The organism is Komagataeibacter xylinus NBRC 15237 (assembly GCF_001571345.1).
GTDB classification, from domain to species: domain Bacteria; phylum Pseudomonadota; class Alphaproteobacteria; order Acetobacterales; family Acetobacteraceae; genus Komagataeibacter; species Komagataeibacter xylinus.
The window spans coordinates 1-17,945 of sequence record NZ_BCTP01000052.1; the positions used below are offsets into that span (position 1 = coordinate 1).

Here is a 17,945-nt window from a genome sequence, read left to right on the forward strand (position 1 = left end):
CTGGCGCGGCAATATCTGCAACCGGGCCAAGGATGGCACGCTGTACTGGGTGGCCACCACCATCATGCCCAAGCACAACTCGCTTGGCGCGGTTGAGGGTTATGTCGCGACCCGCTTCGAGATTACCGAACTGATGAACACCCGCGACCGGCTCAAGTCGCTGGCCGCGACCGACCCGCTGACGGGGCTGTTCAACCGTGGTGGCTTCAACAACGTGCTCCAGACCGCGGTGGAAGATAAATCGCAGAACATTACCCGCGACATCATGCTGGTCATGTTCGATCTCGATGGCTTCAAGCAGATCAACGACATTCATGGCCACCATGCGGGTGATGTGGTGCTGAAGGTGATTTCCAACCGCCTTCTGGCGCTTGTTCACCCTGAAGATGCGGTCTGCCGGCTGGGGGGCGATGAGTTTGCGCTCATCCTCAACCATACGCTGCACAAATTTTCGCTCTCCCTCATGCTGGAGAAGCTGCTGGCCGAGCTCGAAGCGCCGATCGAGGTGGGCAACACCATGGTCAACGTGTCGGGCAGCATCGGGGTCAGCCCCATCGCCAGCCAGGAAAGTGCTGAATCGCTGCAGAAGAATGCCGATATCGCGCTTTATGCCGCCAAGCGCGCGGGTGGGCACCAGGCGCGCATGTTTGACATTACCCTGCACCAGCATGCGCTGGAGCGGGCGCAGATCCTCAATGATGCGCGTGAAGGGGTGACGAAGGACCAGTTCGAGCTTTACTACCAGCCGATCATGAACTTCAGCACCGGCAAGTGCGACCAGATCGAGGCGCTGCTGCGCTGGCACCACCCGCAGCGCGGGCTGCTGGCGGCGGAAAGCTTCCGTGATGTATTCCTTGATGCTGCCCTGGCGCAGGTCATGAGCCCGCGTCTGGTCAAGTCCTTCCAGAATGACATGCGGATGTGGAATACAAGCCTCGACGCGTATCCCAACCTCACCATCAATCTGTCGCGGCTGGACCTGCTCAATATCGGCTTCCAGAATGACCTTGAGGCTGAAATAAAGCGGCAGGGCGGCAAGGCGGCCGATTACGTGCTGGAAGTATCGGAAAGCGTGCTGGCGGGCAGGCGCTCAGATCGCGTGCTACAGCGCCTGCAGGAACTGAGCGAACTCGGCTTCCAGTTGACGCTTGATGATTTCGGGCTGGCGACGCTGCCAATCTCGGTTCTGCGCACGATTTCTTTCACGCAGGCTAAAATATCACGCAAGCTGGTCCAGGACATTGAAACCAACCCGCAGGCGCGTGGCGTGGTGGCGCATCTTATTGGTCTGGCCCATGCGTTCGGGCTGAGCGTGACCGTGAGCGGCGTGGAAACCAAAGGCCAGTTGGAAGTGCTGCGCGAGATTGGTGCAGACCGAATTCAGGGTTTTTATATTTCTCCCCCGATTTCTGCTGCGAATCTTGTGCTGGCGGAGCACATCATTGCGCCAGATCATACCGAGATCACGTTACAGGCGTCATGACACGCCATGCGCCTTACTCTATACACCGACTACTCCATTCGCACCCTTATCTATCTCGGGCAGAACCCGGGTAGACGGGTTGCGATCCAGGAGATTGCCGCGACGCACCGCATTTCCCAGAATCATCTGGTCAAGGTGGTGAACCGTCTGTCCAGCAACGGTGTCATTCTGGCGCGGCGCGGGCGCAGTGGCGGCCTGGAACTGGCCGGCGCGCCGCACCAGATCATTATCGGCGACATCATCCGCCTTATGGAGGCGGATATGGGCAAAATTGTGTCCTGTAATCCTGAAAACGGGCAGGCATGCATATTGGCTGATGCGTGCCGCCTGCAAGGGCTGTTTGCCAAATCGATCAATGCCTTCATGTCGGTACTCGATCGTACTACGTTGCATGATATCCTGCATGAGCCTAAAAAACTGTAAATCAGGCTCATGCAGGCAGGCCGAAGGCATGTGAGCCGCCGTGAATTCGATGCGCATGAGGTTGAAAAAACGCGCGTGTCGGGATGGGTCGTGCCATCCAATGATAAGTCCAGCTTATAATAAGATAATATTTATCTATATAGCGGGAAGGCTGCATTTTCCGGTTGCAATAAGGACGGCATAGGTCTTTTTTGGTGTGGCATGAAGAATTTAGCTTACACAGTGTAATAACAGGAACACCATGCCCCGCACGCCGTCGCCTTGGCCTACCGTCTGCTACTGCATCACGCAGGCGGGCTTTAAAAGACAGGGAGCCAGAGCCGAGATACCATGCGCCTGACCCTTCATACAGACTATGCCATTCGTGTTCTGGTCTATCTGGGACAAAACCCCGGTCGACGCGTTTCCGTGCATGAAATTTCGGAAAATCATGGCATTTCCCATAATCATCTCGTCAAGGTGGTCAATCGGCTCTCTACCAACGGGGTTGTCGATACCCGTCGGGGTCGGGCAGGAGGGCTGGAACTGCCGTGCATGCCGCATGAAATCATCATCGGCGACATCGTGCGCATGATGGAGGCGGACATGCTTTCCATGAAAGCATGCGAGCCAGAATACGGTCAGGCCTGCGTGCTTGCCGATATGTGCCGCCTGCGCCATCTGCTGGCCCGTTCGCTGACCGCTTTCCTTGATGTGCTGGACCAGACCACGCTGCATGATCTCCTGCCCCGGCAGGCGGCCTGACATGACGGCACATGATGAGGGACAGGCCTGTCATCGTCTATATACGCATATATACAGACGATGCTGATCCGGACCCGCAGCCTGGGTGCAAGCACCCGATGTCTGGCATGGTTCCATCGGCAGCACTGTCAGTTGTTGAAGAAAAACATGATCCGCACCCGGTCCAACCCTGAAGTGCCGCGTGCGATGTGCTCTGCCCGGAAGTAGTCGATCGCGGCATAAGCGGGGACATGTCATGTCGCCTGTGCGCAAGTGTCTGCATGTTCCGCCAGAAAGGAAACGCGCTCCTGGCCGGGCGAAAGGGCATGATACTGTTCAAGCCGTTTTTCCATTGTGTCTGTACTGACATGAAAAACGGGACGACCGATGATGTCGGCGCAATAGCTGTCCGGCGCTTTATGGCGCCTGATACCCCCAGCGAGCTGGCAGCACGACACTGTTTAGTAACTGCAGGCATGACCCATTGATGCAACCAGTGGTACGCGATGGTTTTACGGTAAAACCGCAATGGTTTCATCAGGAAGCACCCCGAAGTAAAAAATATTTCTCCACTACGCTCCGCTTGCAGGGCAGCTTGCCAGAAGTGGCATGAGTCTGCGGTTTTTTTGGCGGATTACTGTGGCTATTGATACAATTATAATAAATCCGTTACCAACCTCACGATTAAGTTTTTTCATGCGTGATATTAACAGGATTAGCTTCCGTCACATGATACTGGAGGAATATCCATCATGTCAGCTTTCATAAAACCACAGACCCCCGCCGCTTGGGCGATCCTGGGTCTTGCGGTTGTCATCGTTCTTCTGGGGCTGCCCCTTGCTTATATGGGTGCCGAACTCATGTTCCTTGGCGGGTCGTGGTATTATGTCATTATTGGCATAGCCGTCACGGCTGCCGGGGTGCTCATGGCCATGGGCCGGACCATGGGGGCCATGCTGTATCTGGCCGCTGTTGGCGTGACGTGGCTGTGGGCCTTCTGGGAGGTCGGGTTTGACGGCTGGGGCCTGCTGCCCCGCGTGTTCGGGCCGAGCATCCTCGCCATTGCCGTGCTGCTGTGCCTGCCCGCCCTGCGCCGCATGGAAAATGCCCACTCAACATCCGTGCGGGAGGTCGCATAATGTCCGCCAAAAGCCCCATGCTCCGCACGTTGCTGCTTGGCGCCACCATTATCGCGGGCACTGCGGGTTCCGTAGCACTCGCACAGGTGCCCCCTGCCGATCAGCCGCCCGGTAACGGCAATGCCACGGTCTCGCCCGGCACGCCCACGCCGCCGAGCGATGCATTCTCCGCACCTTCGCCCAATGCGCCGCAGTCTCCTGGTGTGAACGCCGCCAACATTCCTGACGGGCCGCCTGCCGATCCCAGCGAAGCCACCCCCATGGTGGACCAGGTCACGGCCAACCCCGCGCATGATGACTGGCCTGGCTATGCGCGCGATGACAGGGCAACCCGCTTCTCGCCGCTTGACCAGATCACGCCATCCAATATCGGCCACCTCAAGCGCGCCTTCATCTACCACACCGGCAGCAAGCCGGGGCCGGGGCAGACCAACAAATGGGCCGCCGAGACCACGCCCATCAAGGTTGGCGACGGGCTGTACATGTGTTCCGCGCTGAACGACATGATGCGCATCGACCCGGCCACCGGCAAGGAAATCTGGCATTTCCACGCCAACGAGAAATATGAGAGCATTCCCTACACGGCGGCGTGTAAGGCGGTGGTGTATTACACCTCCTCCACCGTGCCCGAGGGCGAGCACTGCCATCACCGTATTCTTGAGGCCACGCTCGATGAACGCCTGATCGAGGTGGACAGCGAGGACGGCAAGGTGTGCGAAGGCTTTGGCTGGCACGGCATGGTCAACCTGATGAAGGGCATGGGTGAATCGGTGCCCGGCTTCGTGGCCGAGACCGCGCCGCCGCCCATCGTCAATGGCGCGATCATCACCAACCAGGAAATTCTCGACGGCCAGCGCCGCTGGGCGCCCTCGGGCGTGATCCGCGGGTATGACGCCGAGACCGGGCGCTTCCTGTGGGCGTGGGATGTCAACCGCCCGCATGAACATGGCGAGCCGAAGGAAGGCGAGCATTACAGCCGCGGCACCCCCAACTCCTGGGCCGCCATGATTGGCGATAATGCGCTGGGGCTGGTTTACGTGCCCACCGGCAACTCGGCGGCTGATTACTACAGCGCCATGCGCAGCCCGGAAGAAAACAGGGTCTCCTCCGCCGTCGTGGCGATTGACGTGAAGACCGGCGAGCCGCGCTGGGTGTTCCAGACCGTGCACAAGGATGTGTGGGACTACGACATCGGCTCGCAGCCCACGCTGATGGACTTCACCAAGCCCGATGGCTCGACGGTTCCGGCCCTGATCATGCCCACCAAGCGTGGCCAGACCTTCGTGCTTGACCGCCGTACGGGCGACCCGGTGCTGCCGGTTGAAGAACGGCCCGCGCCCTCGCCGGGCATGGTGCCGGGTGATACGCGCTCGCCCACGCAGCCCTGGTCGGTTGGCATGCCGCGCCTTGGCTTTGCCCCGCTCAAGGAAGCCGACATGTGGGGCATGTCTCCCATCGATCAGCTTTACTGCCGCCTGAAATACCGCCGCGCGCATTACGTGGGTGAGTTCACCCCGCCCAGCATCGACAAGCCCTGGCTGGAATATCCCGGCTATAACGGTGGCTCGGACTGGGGCAGCGTAGCCTATGACGAGAAGACCGGCATCCTGATCGCCAACTGGAACAACACGCCGATGTATGACCAGTTGGTCAGCCGCAAGAAGGCTGACAAGCTGGGCCTGATGCCGGTGGATGACCCCAACTTCAAGCCCGGCGGCGGCGGTGCCGAAGGTGCTGGCGCCATGGCGGAAACGCCCTACGGCATCGTGGTCTCGCCGTTCTGGGATGAATATACGGGCATGATGTGCAACCGCCCGCCCTACGGCATGATCACCGCCATCGACATGCACACCCAGAAAGTGCTGTGGCAGCATCCGCTGGGCAGCGCGCGCGCCAACGGCCCGTTCGGCCTGCCCACGCACCTGCCGCTGACCATCGGCACGCCCAACAATGGCGGCCCGGTCATTACCGCTGGTGGGCTGATCTTTGTTGCGGCCACGACCGACAACATGATCCATGCCTTCGATATCCATACCGGCAAGGAAGTATGGAACGACGTGCTGCCCGGTGGCGGCCAGGCCACGCCCATGACGTATGAATACAAGGGCAAGCAGTATGTCGCCATCATGGCCGGTGGCCACCACTTCATGATGACGCCGGTGACGGATGACCTTGTGGTCTATGCGCTGGATAATGTGAACTGACCGGATCTGTCATAACCTGACTGACCCGACCGGGGCCGTGCAATGCGGCCCCGGTTTTTTTGTGCGGTAATCCTTGGGGCATATAGAACAGAAGCATCAGTCCCATGTTTCTGCCCCCATGCCAGCGGTGTCTGGTGGAGCGGAATTTTGGTTGCCCGTTGTCTGGCGCGCAAGCAGGCTCTATTCCTCATGGCCTGATATGAGGCGATGGATACGGTCATGATCCGTGCCCCGGATGGGGCCTGGGGTGGGCGTAAGTGCAGGACGGGACACCATGAAAAACATCCTTCTTCTGAACGGTGGAAAAAAGTTTGCCCATTCGCATGGTCGGCTGAACGACACCTTGCAGGCTGTCGCGGCACAGACATTGACTGCGGCAGGTTTTGCCCTGCGGCAGACAAAGATTGATTCGGGCTATGATATTGAGGAAGAGGTGCGGAACTTCCTGTGGGCCGATCTCGTGATCTACCAGATGCCAGGGTGGTGGATGGGCGCGCCGTGGATCGTCAAGAAATACATGGATGAGGTCTTTACCGCCGGTCATGGCGTACTGTACGCCAGCGATGGCCGCAGCCGTGCCCACCCCGAGCGCAAATATGGCTCCGGCGGGCTGCTGCATGGCAAACATTACATGCTTTCATTGACGTGGAACGCCCCTCAGGACGCCTTTATCGATCCCGCCCAGTTTTTTGAGGGCAGGGGGATCGACGGCGTCTATTTTCCTTTCCACAAGGCCAACCAGTTTCTTGCGCTCTCGGCCCTGCCAACCTTCCTTGCTACTGACGTGATCAAGAACCCGTCGATCGAGGCGGATATCGCGCGTTATCGCCAGCATCTGGCCCAAGTGCTGGCCTTCACCCTGGCATAGGATCATGGGAGCGGGGCAGCCCGTAACCCGGCGCATGGAAACAGGCATGAACAGACCCGATCTCGCCCGCCCACGCTGCAAATGGGCGCAGGCCGATGCCATGATGATGACCTATCATGATGAGGAATGGGGCGTGCCCGTGCATGACAGCCGCCAGTTATGGGAGATGCTGGTGCTTGAAAGCTTTCAGGCGGGACTGTCATGGCGCACGATCCTGCGGCGGCGTGAAGGGTTTCGGCGTGCTTTCATGGGGTTTGACCATGATCGTGTCGCGCGGTTTACCGAGGCCGATGTCACCCGCCTCATGGCCGATCCCGGCATTATCCGCGCCCGCGCCAAGATCGTTGCGGCCATCGGCAATGCCCGTGCCTATGTTGCCATGCGGGCAGCGGGCGAGGACCTTGCCACCTTTGCCTGGGGCATGCTGCCCGGCGGCAAGCCAGTGCATGAGCCGAATCCCGGCGTGCAGGCTGCCTCGCCTTTATCGCAGGCCATGGCATCGGCGCTCAGGGCGCGGGGCTTTCGTTTCGTTGGTCCGGTCACGGCCTATGCCTGGATGCAGGCCGCTGGCATGATCCATGACCATGAGGCTGGCTGCTTCCGTCATGCCTGCGACACTGTTTGAAAATAACGCATTGATAAAAAATGATAAAAGTTTTTGGGTGCCAGCTTTTTTCAAAAAGGCGGCGGCCCTTGAAGCTTTTGAAAAAAGCTTCACCAAAAACGTCCTCATGATTTCTGGATGTTTTCCGGTCTGACTTTTCAAACAGTCTCTGAGCCGGGATATGACGGGTGTGGTCCCGCATAAATTCGCTTCATCATGAATCAAGAAAATTTAAAGTAATATCTGCATTATTTTCTGCCCGGTAGGGAAGGAATGGCCTAAAATGTAGCGGCGCTGCCGATTGATGTTGCATACCAGCAACATCAATCGTTTCGATAAAAAATTATTCCGGTATGGATATGGTTAAGCCCCTGTTTGTTGGCTAAGGGTAGAGGGCTGTTTTCGTTGATTGCTTGGGATTTCTTGATGACAAACGCTCATCCGCGTAAAGCCCCCACGCGTAGGCAACTTCTTACCCGTATCGGTACACTGGCCGGTAGTGCCGCATTGTATCAGGCCATGACCTCCATGGGGCATGCGCAGGGCACGGATTTTACCGCGCCGCCCGTGCTGTCAGGTGCAAAGCGTGGCACCCGCGTGCTGGTGCTTGGCGCAGGGCTTGCGGGCATGCTCTCCGCCTACGAACTGCGCAAGGCGGGCTATCAGGTCCAGATACTGGAGTTTCAGGGCCGCGCCGGTGGCCGCAACATCAGCCTGCGTGGCGGTGATACGGTTACCGAACTTGGCGGCGCTACCCAGAAGGTCGGCTTCGCGCCGGGCAACTACATCAATCCCGGCCCGTGGCGCATTCCCTATCACCATCAGGGGCTTTTGCATTACTGCCGCGAATTTGGCGTCGAACTCGAGCCATTTGTCGAGCTCAATCACAATTCGTGGCTTCATTCCAGTAAGGCATTTGGCGGCAAGGCCGTGCGCTACCGCGAATATGCCGCCGACTTCAATGGCTTTACCGCCGAATTGCTGGGCAAGGCGATCGACCAGCACAAGCTTGATGATGCGGTCTCGCCCGATGAGCGCGAGCACCTGCGTACGGCCATGCGCCAGTGGGGCAGCCTTGATTCGGGGCTGAACTACCGCAAGGGCGTGATCAGTTCCGAATGCCGTGGCTATGAAAAGGCGCAGGGCGGCGGCCTGAATGGCGAGCCCGTGCCCTCTGACCTGTTCGACCGCAAGGACGTGCTGGCTTCGGGCCTGTGGACGTGGATGGCCTTCCACGAACGCCTCGACATGCAGACCACCATGTTCCAGCCCGTGGGCGGCATGGACATGATCGGCAAGGGCTTCAACCGCCAGGTGCATGATCTCATCACCCTCAACTGCAAGGTCACGTCCATCCATCAGGACGACAAGGGCGTGAGCGTTACCTATAACGACATGAACCATGGCGGCGCGGTGCGCGAGGCCAAGGCCGATTACTGCGTGTGCACCATTCCGCTGCCCGTGCTCTCGCAGCTTGACGTGCAGGTCAGCGCGCCGCTCAAGGCCGCGATCATGGCGGTGCCCTATGCATCCTCCGTCAAGCTCGGGCTGGAATTCAAGCGCCGCTTCTGGGAGGAAGAGGACCAGATCTATGGCGGCATCAGCTTTACCGACCAGCCGATCAGCCAGATCTCCTATCCCAGCCACGGCTACTTCTCGCGCGGGCCAGCGGTGCTGCTTGGTGGCTACATGTTCGGCCCGGCAGCCTATGATTTTGCGGGCATGACGCCGCAGGAGCGCATCGAGCACGGTCTGGCACAGGGCGAGGCGCTCCACCCCAACCATTACCGCAAGGAATTTTCCAATGGCGTGAGCTTCGCCTGGAGCCGCGTGCCCTGGTCCATGGGCTGCTGCTCGATGTGGAGCGAGCAGGCCCGCAAGACCCACTACAAGGCCCTGTGCGCCATGGATAACCGCGTTGTGCTGGCCGGCGAGCATGCATCCTATGTGGGCTGCTGGCAGGAAGGGGCCATTCTTTCCGCCCTTGATGCCGTAACCCAGTTGCACAAGCGCGCGCAGGGAGCCAGCTGATGCGTAAGATCCTTCTCCTGCCCGCCCTTGCGGTCCTGCCGCTGCTTGCCGCCCCCGCCGGCCCCGCGCGCGCCGATAGCGCCGCCGCCGTGGTGGGAAACGTGCAGCCCATGACCACGGGCGAGGATGTGTACCGTCATGTCTGCCAGGGCTGTCACATGCCTGATGGCAAGGGGGCGACGGGTGCTGGCGCGCAGTTTCCCGCCTTTGCAGGCAACGCCAAGCTGCAGAGCAGCGCCTACCCGGTTTATGTGATCCTGAACGGCTATGGCGGCATGCCGTGGTTTTCAGGCGTGCTGAAAGATGACCAGATCGCCAATGTGGTGAATTATATCCGCACCCATTTTGGCAATCACTACACTGATGCCGTAAGCGCGTCTGACGTGGCGGCCCAGCGGCCTCCCGTAACACCACAGGAGCAGTAAGAGAATGTTCGACCTTAAAAAAACCATTGCCGCCCTGGCTGTTCTTGGCGGCGTGGCGGCTGCCATGCCGGCTTATGCCGATGATGGGATCGTGCGCCACGTGGAGGGGAAATTCCCCATTTCCACCGCCATTGAGGTGCCTGCGGGGGCAGCCACCGTCTATCTCAGCGGCATGGGCGCGCCGGTTCAGGACAAGAAGGCCGACCCCAAGAGCCTTGCAGCCTATGGCGATACGCAGGCCCAGACCTATGCGGCCCTGCAGCGCATTAGCGATGAGCTGAAAAAGCTGGGGCTGGGCATGGGCGACGTGGTGCAGATGCATGTCTACATGGTGGAAGACCCCAAGCTGGGCAAGCTCGACTTTGACGGCATGATGAAAGCCTACACCCAGTTCTATGGCCCCTCGGCCAAGCAGCCCAACCTGCCGGTGCGCTCGGCGTTTGGCGTGGCGCATCTGGCCAATCCGGGATGGCTGATTGAAATCGAGACCACGGCCGTGCGCGCGCCGGGTAAATAAGAAATTATTGAAAACAGTAATAGTGTTTGGGTGCCGCCGTTTTTTCAACGGCGGCACTCTTTTGAAATTTCCAGAAATTTTATGAGACCTGTTATTTCTCCTGTAGCGTATTACCAGCCAGGCGCATGTTATCAAATATAATGGCGGCGATGTTTTTGAAAATATGGAAACACGCATTATATGACAATGGTAATGAAAGTAGAGAATAAAGATCCGGTTAAAGTAGATAATTTCTCTAAAATAGAAAAATCGCTCAGGTCATTAAAAAGCTATGGGCCATGCTCTTATGCTATTTTAGAAAATGATGATGGCTCTTACATACAGGTTGCGGGTGGAAGGGTCACATGCGTTCTTGAGCTTCGGGAAAAAAAGCAAGACAGGCAGCTTCGGGCTTACCTGTCCGTTCCGCGTGTTTGTTATACTGGCGAGCAGACTTTGATGTTTGGAGCCGGGCAAGTAAAAATGCAGCCCGATGAGATTTTATTCATAGATGATGTTGTGGCGGCTTTTAAGGCGTTTTTTGAAAAAACACCATTTCCGCTCAATATTAAGTGGCGAGAGATGTCGCATATTTTTGCTGCGCCCCTTCTGCCATGAAATACGACGGTATGGTTGCTGATTCATAAGAGACTGTTTGAAAACAACTCATTGATACAAAATAATGAAAGTTTCTGGGTGCCACCTTTTTCAAAAAGACGGCGTTCTCCGAAACTTTCTAAAAAAAGCCCCACCCAAAACGTCCTTATGATTTCTGGATATTTTCCAAGCTAACTTTTCAAACAGTCTTTAACATTGTCGTATTGAAGGCATGTGCCTGAAAAAAAAGGGGATCGGCAGGATCCCCCTTTTTGTGCCAGTGGCTCAGGGCAGCGGGTGCTGCGCGTCAAGCGCCTTGCGCTTTTCAACCACGGCAGGCGGCGTTAGGGCTTCCTTGCGGCCTGTTGCAACCTCTTCAGCGGTAAACACGGTTGCATCAGGACCAGAGGGCAGGCCCGCCACATGGTTCAGCACGGCAGCGATCTGGTCATCGGGCAGCGTCTTGAACGGCGGCATGAAGCTTGCATAGGTATTGCCTGCGGCTGTAATCGGTCCCATCAGGCCATTCAGCGCCACGGCGATGACATACTGCCTGCCTTCCGGCGTGGCGGCGATCTTGCCTACGCGTCCGGCCAGCGGCGGGAACTGACCGGGCACGCCCTGGCCATCAGCCTGGTGGCAGGCGCTGCAATTGGTCTGGAACAGGGCTGCGCCATCAGCTGCAAGCGCGGGCGCTGCGGGAAGGGAAAGGGAGAAGAGAGCGGCCAGCAGTCGTTTTTTCATCAGTTGTTTCCAGGTATGGCAATTATGTGAATCCTGTTCGAAAACAGGCTTTTTCAATCGTTTCCTGATCGATCCTATTATAAAGCAGGCGCACTGCCTATATCGCAGCCCCTACAGGTGGCGATCCCCGCGTGGTTTGCCCCGCGCCTGTGTTCACAAATCCACATCCGGTAAAAGACTGATTTCCTCAGAAACTGTTTTAAAACAACGCATTGCTCAAAAAGAATAAAAGTTTTTGGGTGCCGCCTTTTTTCAAAAAGGCGGCGTTTTTCGGAGCTTTCTGAAAAAAGCTTCACCACAAACTTCCTTACAATTTCTGGATATTTTCCACGCTAACTTTTCAAACAGTCTCTTACAGGGGTGAATGCTCGGCGGCCTCATGCTCACGGGCGCATGAACGCGCGGCGGCTTTGGGTGCCTTGCTGTGCAGGGCGGCAAGTTCCGTTCGGGCTGCGTCCATATCCGTGCGGAAGGCAGGGCTGCCATGCAGGGCGGCAATCTCGGCCGAGCCCAGCATATAGCCTGCCTGCACGTCACTTTCCCAATGCACGCCGCATATGATCCGGCTCTCGCCAAACACCCGGCCGCGTTGCAGGATCTGCGTCGCACGCTCAGGCAGCAGTTCGGCCAGCACGAGTGCCGTGCTCCAGCCCAGCATGGTGTGGCCCGATGGATAGGCGCCAGACGTGGCCAGATGCGCCCGATCCTTTTCGGTGCAGATGGGCTGGCTGTTGCCTACAAAGGGGCGTGGCCGGTGCCAGTAAGCCTTGCTTTTACGCATATCGGCAATTTCAGACACATCCATCTTGTGAATGAGCGCGCTCAGTCCTGGCGCATTTGTGGTGCTCAGGGGCAGGCCCGCGGCACAGGAGAAACTGTGCAGTAGCGCGTTTTCATGCAGGTTGGCATCCGCCGTGGCCAGCGCCCAGCGCGGGCTGCCCCGCAGGGCGCGGGTGGCGGTGAAAGCCTGGTCGTCATTTGCCTGCCGCACTGTACCGGGCTGGGGCGGGGGCGGCAGGTAGGCTGTTGCGTCCGGCTGGGTGGCGGGGGTGAAATATCCCGGCTCGGGTGTTGCGGGCTCAAGCGGGTCGGCTGCATGGGCGGGCATGCTGGCAAGTGCTGCGGCCGCAAGCAGCCCCGCCAGAAGAGGCAGGCCCACCCGTGACGCAGGGCGGAGGAAAGGGACGGTAAGGCTGGATCGGGTCATGCTATGGCTTGGACAATTCAGGGTTGCGAAGGGTGAAAAGGGGTTTCTGCCCGGTAAAGATTGACAGGCGGATCATGACACAATGGCACGGGCAGAAAACGCCCGTCCCGTCATGAACATGCAATTTTCATGAAACTGTCACAAATATTTCCTTTTAAAATCCCTTACACAGCAACGATCTTTTTCAGCAGCCCCAGATGGGACGAGAAAGCCGTTGAGTGAAAAATGGTTGCCCTGTCGGCAGGAGTGGCTTCGCCTCTACCGGCGCGTACGGTCCCTGACGCGCCGCGATGATGCGGAAGATCATCTGCAGAGTGCCTTCGTCAATTATCTCGAACGCCCCGATGGCAGCATTGGCCACCCGGAGGCCTATATTACGCGCAGTGCCGTCAACCTTTCCCACAATGCGCGCAGGCGCGAACAGGTTGGCTGCATAGCGCCCGGCGGCTGGGACGACATGCTTGGCGAAGTGCGTGATACCGCGCCCACGCAGGAGGAAGCCTATCAGGCACGTGAACGCCTGATCCGTTTTCACGCGGGCTGCCAGCATTATGAGGAGGGGTATTATACCGCCTGGCGCAATATCGCCAATGAGCCGATCGATTTTGTCTTTCATTATGGCGATTACATTTACGAAGGCCCCGACAGCAAGGGTCGCGTGCATGAAATGAACGGCCGCCCCTTCCAGGCGCTGCGCCGCCATGTCGGGCCAGAATGCTATTCGCTTGATGAATACCGTCGCCGCTACGCCCAGTACAAGACCGACCCCGACCTGCAGGCCGCCCACGCCGCCGTGCCGTGGATCGTTACCTCCGATGACCATGAGGTGGACAATAACTGGGCAGGCGACACCGATCAGGACGGCACGCCGCCCGAGATATTCCCCCTGCGCCGGCAGGCCGCCATGCAGGCCTATTACGAACACATGCCGCTGCGCCTTTCAGCCCTGCCAGATGGCAGCCACATGCAGCTTTATCGCAGCCTGCGCTATGGCACGCTCATGAACACCTTCGTGCCCGATACGCGCCAGTATCGCAGCGATCAGGTCTATGGTGATGGCATGGCAGCGCAGGGGGCCGATGTCTGGTCGCCCAACCGCACCATGATGGGGGCCGCGCAGGAACAATGGCTGTTTGACGGGCTAGGCAGGTCCGACACGCGGTGGAACCTGCTGGCGCATCAGGTGATGATGATGAACCTTGCCCACCGGCGTGCCCCGCAGGGCGAACTGCTTTACAGCATGGACCAGTGGTCGGGCTATATGGACAGCCGCAGGCGCCTGCTTGGGTTCATTGGCGCGCATTGCCCCGGCAACGTGGTGAACGTGACGGGTGATGCGCACCGCCACTTTGCGGGGGACCTGCTGACAGATCCGGGCCAGAAGAAACCGGTCTCGGTCGAGTTCCTGGCCACATCCGTCACGTCAGGCGCGGATGGCGTGGGCGATGATGACAGTTTCAGCCGCTCCGCCCGGCGCGAAAACCCGCACCTCAAGGCCACGACCGACCAGCGTGGCTATGTGCTGTGCGATGTAGGGCCGGATGTATGGCGCGCCGACCTCAAGGTGCTCGACAAGGTGATGGAACGCGATGGCCGGCTGTCCACCTATGCCAGCTTTGCGGTAGAACGCGGCCATCCCGGCCTGCAGAAAGCCTGAACAGAAAAAGGACGTCCCGCCGCAGGGGCGGGACGCCAAGTTCAGGGATTGGGAGACGTTGTGGTGTCACGAAAGCCACATCCCATTAACTCCATTTATGGATAATGGTTTTCCTTAAATTGAGCCAATATGGAAAAATAATTGTCCCTGCCGTTCAGGCCGGGTGGATCATCACATAGTGCCGGGCAAAGGGCAGCATGACGCCAATGCTCAGGAGCCCGAACACAATGGTCATGCCCGCGAATGTGGCCATGTGGTGCGGATAGTCCTCGGTATAGAGAAGCCCGCATACCCAGAACGCAACGGCCTCGACGGCCAGCGCCACGCCAAGTGTGGGCACGTGAAAGAAGGGGCCAGCCAGCCACCCCATCAGGCCTGCCACCAGCACGATGGCCAGTGTCGAGCGAAACAGGAATGTAATGGCGCGCATGGCGGTCCTTGGCCGTGTGGGGCAGGGGCAGTATCCGCAGGCAGCATGGTTGCCTGCCTGCGGACCTGGCGATTTACATGCTTGCGTTGCCCTGCGGCGCGGCGGTGGTGGCCGGGGTGTCAGGTGTCATCTTGCCCGGCGTGGTTGAGTGCTCCACGTCATAGGCCGTTGCCTTCTCCATGTAGGTACCCTTCGAGCCGGGGTGTTCCTGATCATACAGCTTGGCTTTGGCCTTGGCTTCCTTGCGGTATTCGTGGCGCTTGTACATGCCGGTCACGCAACCGGCGGCGGCACCGAGCACGCTGTGGCCACCGGCCACATGGCCACCTACGGCTCCCACCGCGCCATATTTCAGGCACCCGCCGGGCTCGGCCTGCGCAGTGGCGGTAACGCATGTAATGGCCGCGATGGCGGCGGCGGTAACAATCTTACGCATGAAATGACCTCTTTTGTGCATGAATGCGAATAATGCGTTCATGGCATATCCGATACGACATGTTTTGTCACCTTGCTAGGGCACGCCCGGCTCATGTTCATGCAGGCTTGCGGCAATGATGTGCAGGCAGGCAACGGCATCGGCCAGGCTGGCGCGGTCACGCGCCGCATGGGGGCGGGTCTGTTCGTGGTGCAGCCAGGCCAGCACATGCGTGGTGGTGGGGCCAGCCTGCCCGCGCTGCCACCGTGCCAGGAAAAGGGCAACCATGCGCATGGCCCGTGGTGGCAGTGCGCCCGTGCGCAGCATGTCGCGCAGGCGGATGATGTACAGGCCCTCCGTCATTGCCCCGATCTGCTGGCTCAGGCAGGCATTGACGGTGGGCGGCGGCACGGCGGTGGCCTGGTGCAGGATGCGCACGAGGCTCGCGGCACAGGCGCCCAGCCAGGCCGGGGCGCTGGTGCGGTCGCGGGTCTGGGCCAGATGGCGTAGCTGCCGGTTCATGGCCGCGGCGGTGCGGCGGATATGCACATCAAGCCGGAAGGGAATGACCAGCCGGTAGGTCAGCAGCACGAACACGATACTGGCCACGAAGGCCAGTGCGTTGTTGAGAAAGGCGACCTCGTCATACCGTCCCTGGTTCATCGGGCCGATCAGCACGGGCAGGAACATGTTGAACGAGAAGGCATAGCCCGCAAGCTGCGGCCGGCGCGCGGCCAGCCCGCCAATGGTCATGGGCACGAGCAGCGCTGCAAGCAGCATCTCGGGCGTGGTGATGGCAGGGATGACCCACAGCGCCATGACGGCGGCGGTGGCCGTGCACCACAGCCCGCCCTTGAGGAAGGGAAGGGTGGCGACCAGAGGGTTCTCGCGCGTGGCCATCAGCCCGTAGATCAGCGCCACGAACGAGATGAAGGCCGGGCCATGATGCCATGCCGTGATCTCCCACAGCACCGCCGCCGCCATGATGGCCACGCTGGAGCGGATGCCGTTATGCACTGCCTCACGCGCATGGCGGCGCGAGGTCAGGCTGAAACGGAAGTTGTCGCCAAGGCGGGTGGCGTGGCAGGCCAGCATTTCATCATGCACCCGTGCGGTTTCATGCGTAAGGGCGGAAGCAACCGGCTGCCAGGCGCTGGCAGCCATGCCGTCAGGCCCGGGCGGGGGCGCGTGGTCACGTAGCCATGTGGCCAGTGCATGCTCGGGCGCTTCATGCGCGGGCAGGGCGCTGGCATCGGGGCGGGGGGAGAGGATCTGCAACGCGCGGGCATGGGCAAGCATGACCAGCATGCCCGCGAGTGCCCGGCGGGCGTGATCGCCCACCCGGTTGCGCGGCCCGAGTTCAAGGGCCGCGAATTCGATCTGCCCGCTGAAGGCCATGATCCGGTCAAGCAGCCTGCCGGTTGCGGCCTGCCGCGCAGCGGGCGCGGTCATGCCCAGCAGGTGCGGAATGGCGGCGCAGGTGGCGCTGAATGTATCATCCAGCCGGGCCAGTAGCTGCGCGCGGGTGCGTTCCACCATGTTGGGCATGAACAGCACGGCCAGCACCGCTTCGCACAGCACGCCCAGTATGATGTAGCTGCTTCGCGCGATGCTGACGGCAAAGACATCATCCGGCTGCACGATGGCCCCGGTTGCGATGATGGCGGAGGTGAACCCTGTCAGCACCAGCCCGTAGGCGCGATACTGGTCGAGCAGGGTGGCAAGGGCGCAGCATAGCCCGATCCAGAGTGCCAGGCAGACAAAGAACATGGCCGGGGCCTGCGGAAAGGCGGCCATGAGCGTCATCGCGGCAACGCTGCCCGCCAGCGTGCCTACAATCCGCCATCGCGCCTTTGACAGGCTCTCCCCGCGTGAGGACTGCGCCACGACCCAGACGGTAAGCGGCGCCCATTGCGGGCTGTCGAGTTCCATCCACATGGCGATAAGCAGCGAGAGGATGGCGGCGCATGACGTGCGCACCGCAAAGCCCAGATCGGCCAGCGACGGCGCGTATATCCATGAAAAACGCCGGATATGGCGCAGCAGGCCCGTGTCAGGCGCGTCGTGCAGGGGAAATGCGGTGCTCTGTCCCCCCATTGGTCTCATACCTTTACATCATGTGCCGGGTTCAGCCTGAAGGGCTGAGTGTGGCGGAACATGAAGGCAGCCCTATGGAAGGGTCCAATCGTTTGTCATGATATTTTGATAAATCCTGCTTATGAAATACTCATAAACAGAAAAATTTGTTGGCGACGCTTTTTTCAAGCCGCAAGAAAACGCCGCCTTTTTGAAAAAAGGCGGCGCCCAAAGACTTTTATTATGTTTAATCAATGAACTGTTTTTTTAAGCCGTCTTTTAGAACGTAATGCTGCTGTGCAGGCCAAAAATGGCCTCGTTGCCCACACGGCGATTGTAGCTCACGCTATAATCCGGCACGCCGCCCGACGGGTTCCACACGTACTGGAAGTCAGGCTGCATGACCATCCATGGCGTGACCTA

18 protein-coding genes and 1 pseudogene are annotated in these 17,945 nt (G+C 59.4%); 13 read left to right on the plus strand and 6 right to left on the minus strand.

From position 1 onward, the window contains the following. From GXY01S_RS14360 to GXY01S_RS17390, 12 genes are all read left to right on the plus strand, one after another. The coding region (locus GXY01S_RS14360; RefSeq protein WP_061276178.1) for a sensor domain-containing protein at positions 1-1,483 on the plus strand (1,483 nt) is incomplete at its 5' end. A gap of 6 nt (positions 1,484-1,489) precedes the next feature. Next, positions 1,490-1,906, plus strand: a complete 417-nt coding sequence (locus GXY01S_RS14365; RefSeq protein ID WP_061276180.1) for an RrF2 family transcriptional regulator — start codon at positions 1,490-1,492, stop codon at positions 1,904-1,906. A 330-nt stretch (positions 1,907-2,236) separates the two neighbouring features. After that, positions 2,237-2,650, plus strand: a complete 414-nt coding sequence (locus GXY01S_RS14370) for an RrF2 family transcriptional regulator (RefSeq protein ID WP_061276181.1) — start codon at positions 2,237-2,239, stop codon at positions 2,648-2,650. 731 nt (positions 2,651-3,381) lie between these two features. Beyond that, on the plus strand, positions 3,382-3,768 hold the full coding sequence (locus GXY01S_RS14375; protein WP_061276183.1) for a hypothetical protein: 387 nt from the start codon (positions 3,382-3,384) through the stop codon (positions 3,766-3,768). A gap of 17 nt (positions 3,769-3,785) precedes the next feature. Further along, positions 3,786-5,972 carry a pyrroloquinoline quinone-dependent dehydrogenase gene (locus GXY01S_RS14380; RefSeq protein WP_061276202.1) on the plus strand — a complete coding sequence of 729 codons (2,187 nt, stop codon included), beginning with the start codon at positions 3,786-3,788 and terminating at the stop codon, positions 5,970-5,972. A gap of 274 nt (positions 5,973-6,246) precedes the next feature. Beyond that, positions 6,247-6,840 carry an NAD(P)H-dependent oxidoreductase gene (locus GXY01S_RS14385; RefSeq protein WP_061276185.1) on the plus strand — a complete coding sequence of 198 codons (594 nt, stop codon included), beginning with the start codon at positions 6,247-6,249 and terminating at the stop codon, positions 6,838-6,840. A 46-nt stretch (positions 6,841-6,886) separates the two neighbouring features. Further along, positions 6,887-7,465, plus strand: coding sequence for a DNA-3-methyladenine glycosylase I (locus GXY01S_RS14390; RefSeq protein WP_174520974.1), 579 nt, complete (start codon positions 6,887-6,889; stop codon positions 7,463-7,465). Further along, complete coding sequence (locus tag GXY01S_RS18285; RefSeq protein ID WP_156470324.1) at positions 7,446-7,598, plus strand: hypothetical protein; 153 nt, start codon at positions 7,446-7,448, stop codon at positions 7,596-7,598. Before GXY01S_RS14390 ends, GXY01S_RS18285 begins: the two co-directional genes overlap by 20 nt. Before the next feature lie 272 nt (positions 7,599-7,870). Next, positions 7,871-9,475: a flavin monoamine oxidase family protein gene (locus tag GXY01S_RS14395; protein ID WP_061276189.1), complete on the plus strand. Its 1,605-nt coding sequence runs from the start codon at positions 7,871-7,873 to the stop codon at positions 9,473-9,475. After that, on the plus strand, positions 9,475-9,900 hold the full coding sequence (locus tag GXY01S_RS14400; RefSeq protein ID WP_061276191.1) for a c-type cytochrome: 426 nt from the start codon (positions 9,475-9,477) through the stop codon (positions 9,898-9,900). Before GXY01S_RS14395 ends, GXY01S_RS14400 begins: the two co-directional genes overlap by 1 nt. A gap of 4 nt (positions 9,901-9,904) precedes the next feature. Beyond that, positions 9,905-10,417, plus strand: a complete 513-nt coding sequence (locus GXY01S_RS14405; RefSeq protein WP_061276193.1) for a RidA family protein — start codon at positions 9,905-9,907, stop codon at positions 10,415-10,417. 180 nt (positions 10,418-10,597) lie between these two features. Next, on the plus strand, positions 10,598-11,014 hold the full coding sequence (locus GXY01S_RS17390) for a hypothetical protein (protein ID WP_082770894.1): 417 nt from the start codon (positions 10,598-10,600) through the stop codon (positions 11,012-11,014). 264 nt (positions 11,015-11,278) lie between these two features. On the opposite strand, the gene GXY01S_RS14410 is transcribed toward GXY01S_RS17390, so the two are convergent. Continuing rightward, on the minus strand, positions 11,279-11,737 hold the full coding sequence (locus tag GXY01S_RS14410) for a c-type cytochrome (RefSeq protein WP_061276195.1): 459 nt from the start codon (positions 11,735-11,737) through the stop codon (positions 11,279-11,281). A gap of 352 nt (positions 11,738-12,089) precedes the next feature. Continuing rightward, entirely contained in the window at positions 12,090-12,944 is an 855-nt protein-coding gene (locus GXY01S_RS14415; protein WP_082770896.1) for an acid phosphatase, read from the minus strand. Between the two features lie 214 nt (positions 12,945-13,158). Here GXY01S_RS14415 and GXY01S_RS14420 point away from each other — a divergent pair, with 214 nt between their 5' ends. After that, positions 13,159-14,601 carry an alkaline phosphatase D family protein gene (locus GXY01S_RS14420; protein ID WP_082770897.1) on the plus strand — a complete coding sequence of 481 codons (1,443 nt, stop codon included), beginning with the start codon at positions 13,159-13,161 and terminating at the stop codon, positions 14,599-14,601. 154 nt (positions 14,602-14,755) lie between these two features. Here the strand turns inward: GXY01S_RS14420 and GXY01S_RS14425 are convergent, their stop codons facing one another. The 4 genes and pseudogenes from GXY01S_RS14425 to GXY01S_RS18290 all read right to left on the minus strand — a co-directional run. Beyond that, on the minus strand, positions 14,756-15,031 hold the full coding sequence (locus GXY01S_RS14425) for a hypothetical protein (RefSeq protein WP_061276196.1): 276 nt from the start codon (positions 15,029-15,031) through the stop codon (positions 14,756-14,758). Between the two features lie 73 nt (positions 15,032-15,104). Then, a complete protein-coding gene (locus GXY01S_RS14430) occupies positions 15,105-15,467 on the minus strand; it encodes a hypothetical protein (protein ID WP_082770898.1) in 363 nt (120 codons plus the stop codon). A 75-nt stretch (positions 15,468-15,542) separates the two neighbouring features. Then, a complete protein-coding gene (locus tag GXY01S_RS14435; RefSeq protein WP_061276200.1) occupies positions 15,543-17,543 on the minus strand; it encodes an FUSC family protein in 2,001 nt (666 codons plus the stop codon). Between the two features lie 258 nt (positions 17,544-17,801). Then, positions 17,802-17,945, minus strand: a pseudogene (locus GXY01S_RS18290) (carbohydrate porin); the annotation flags it as partial.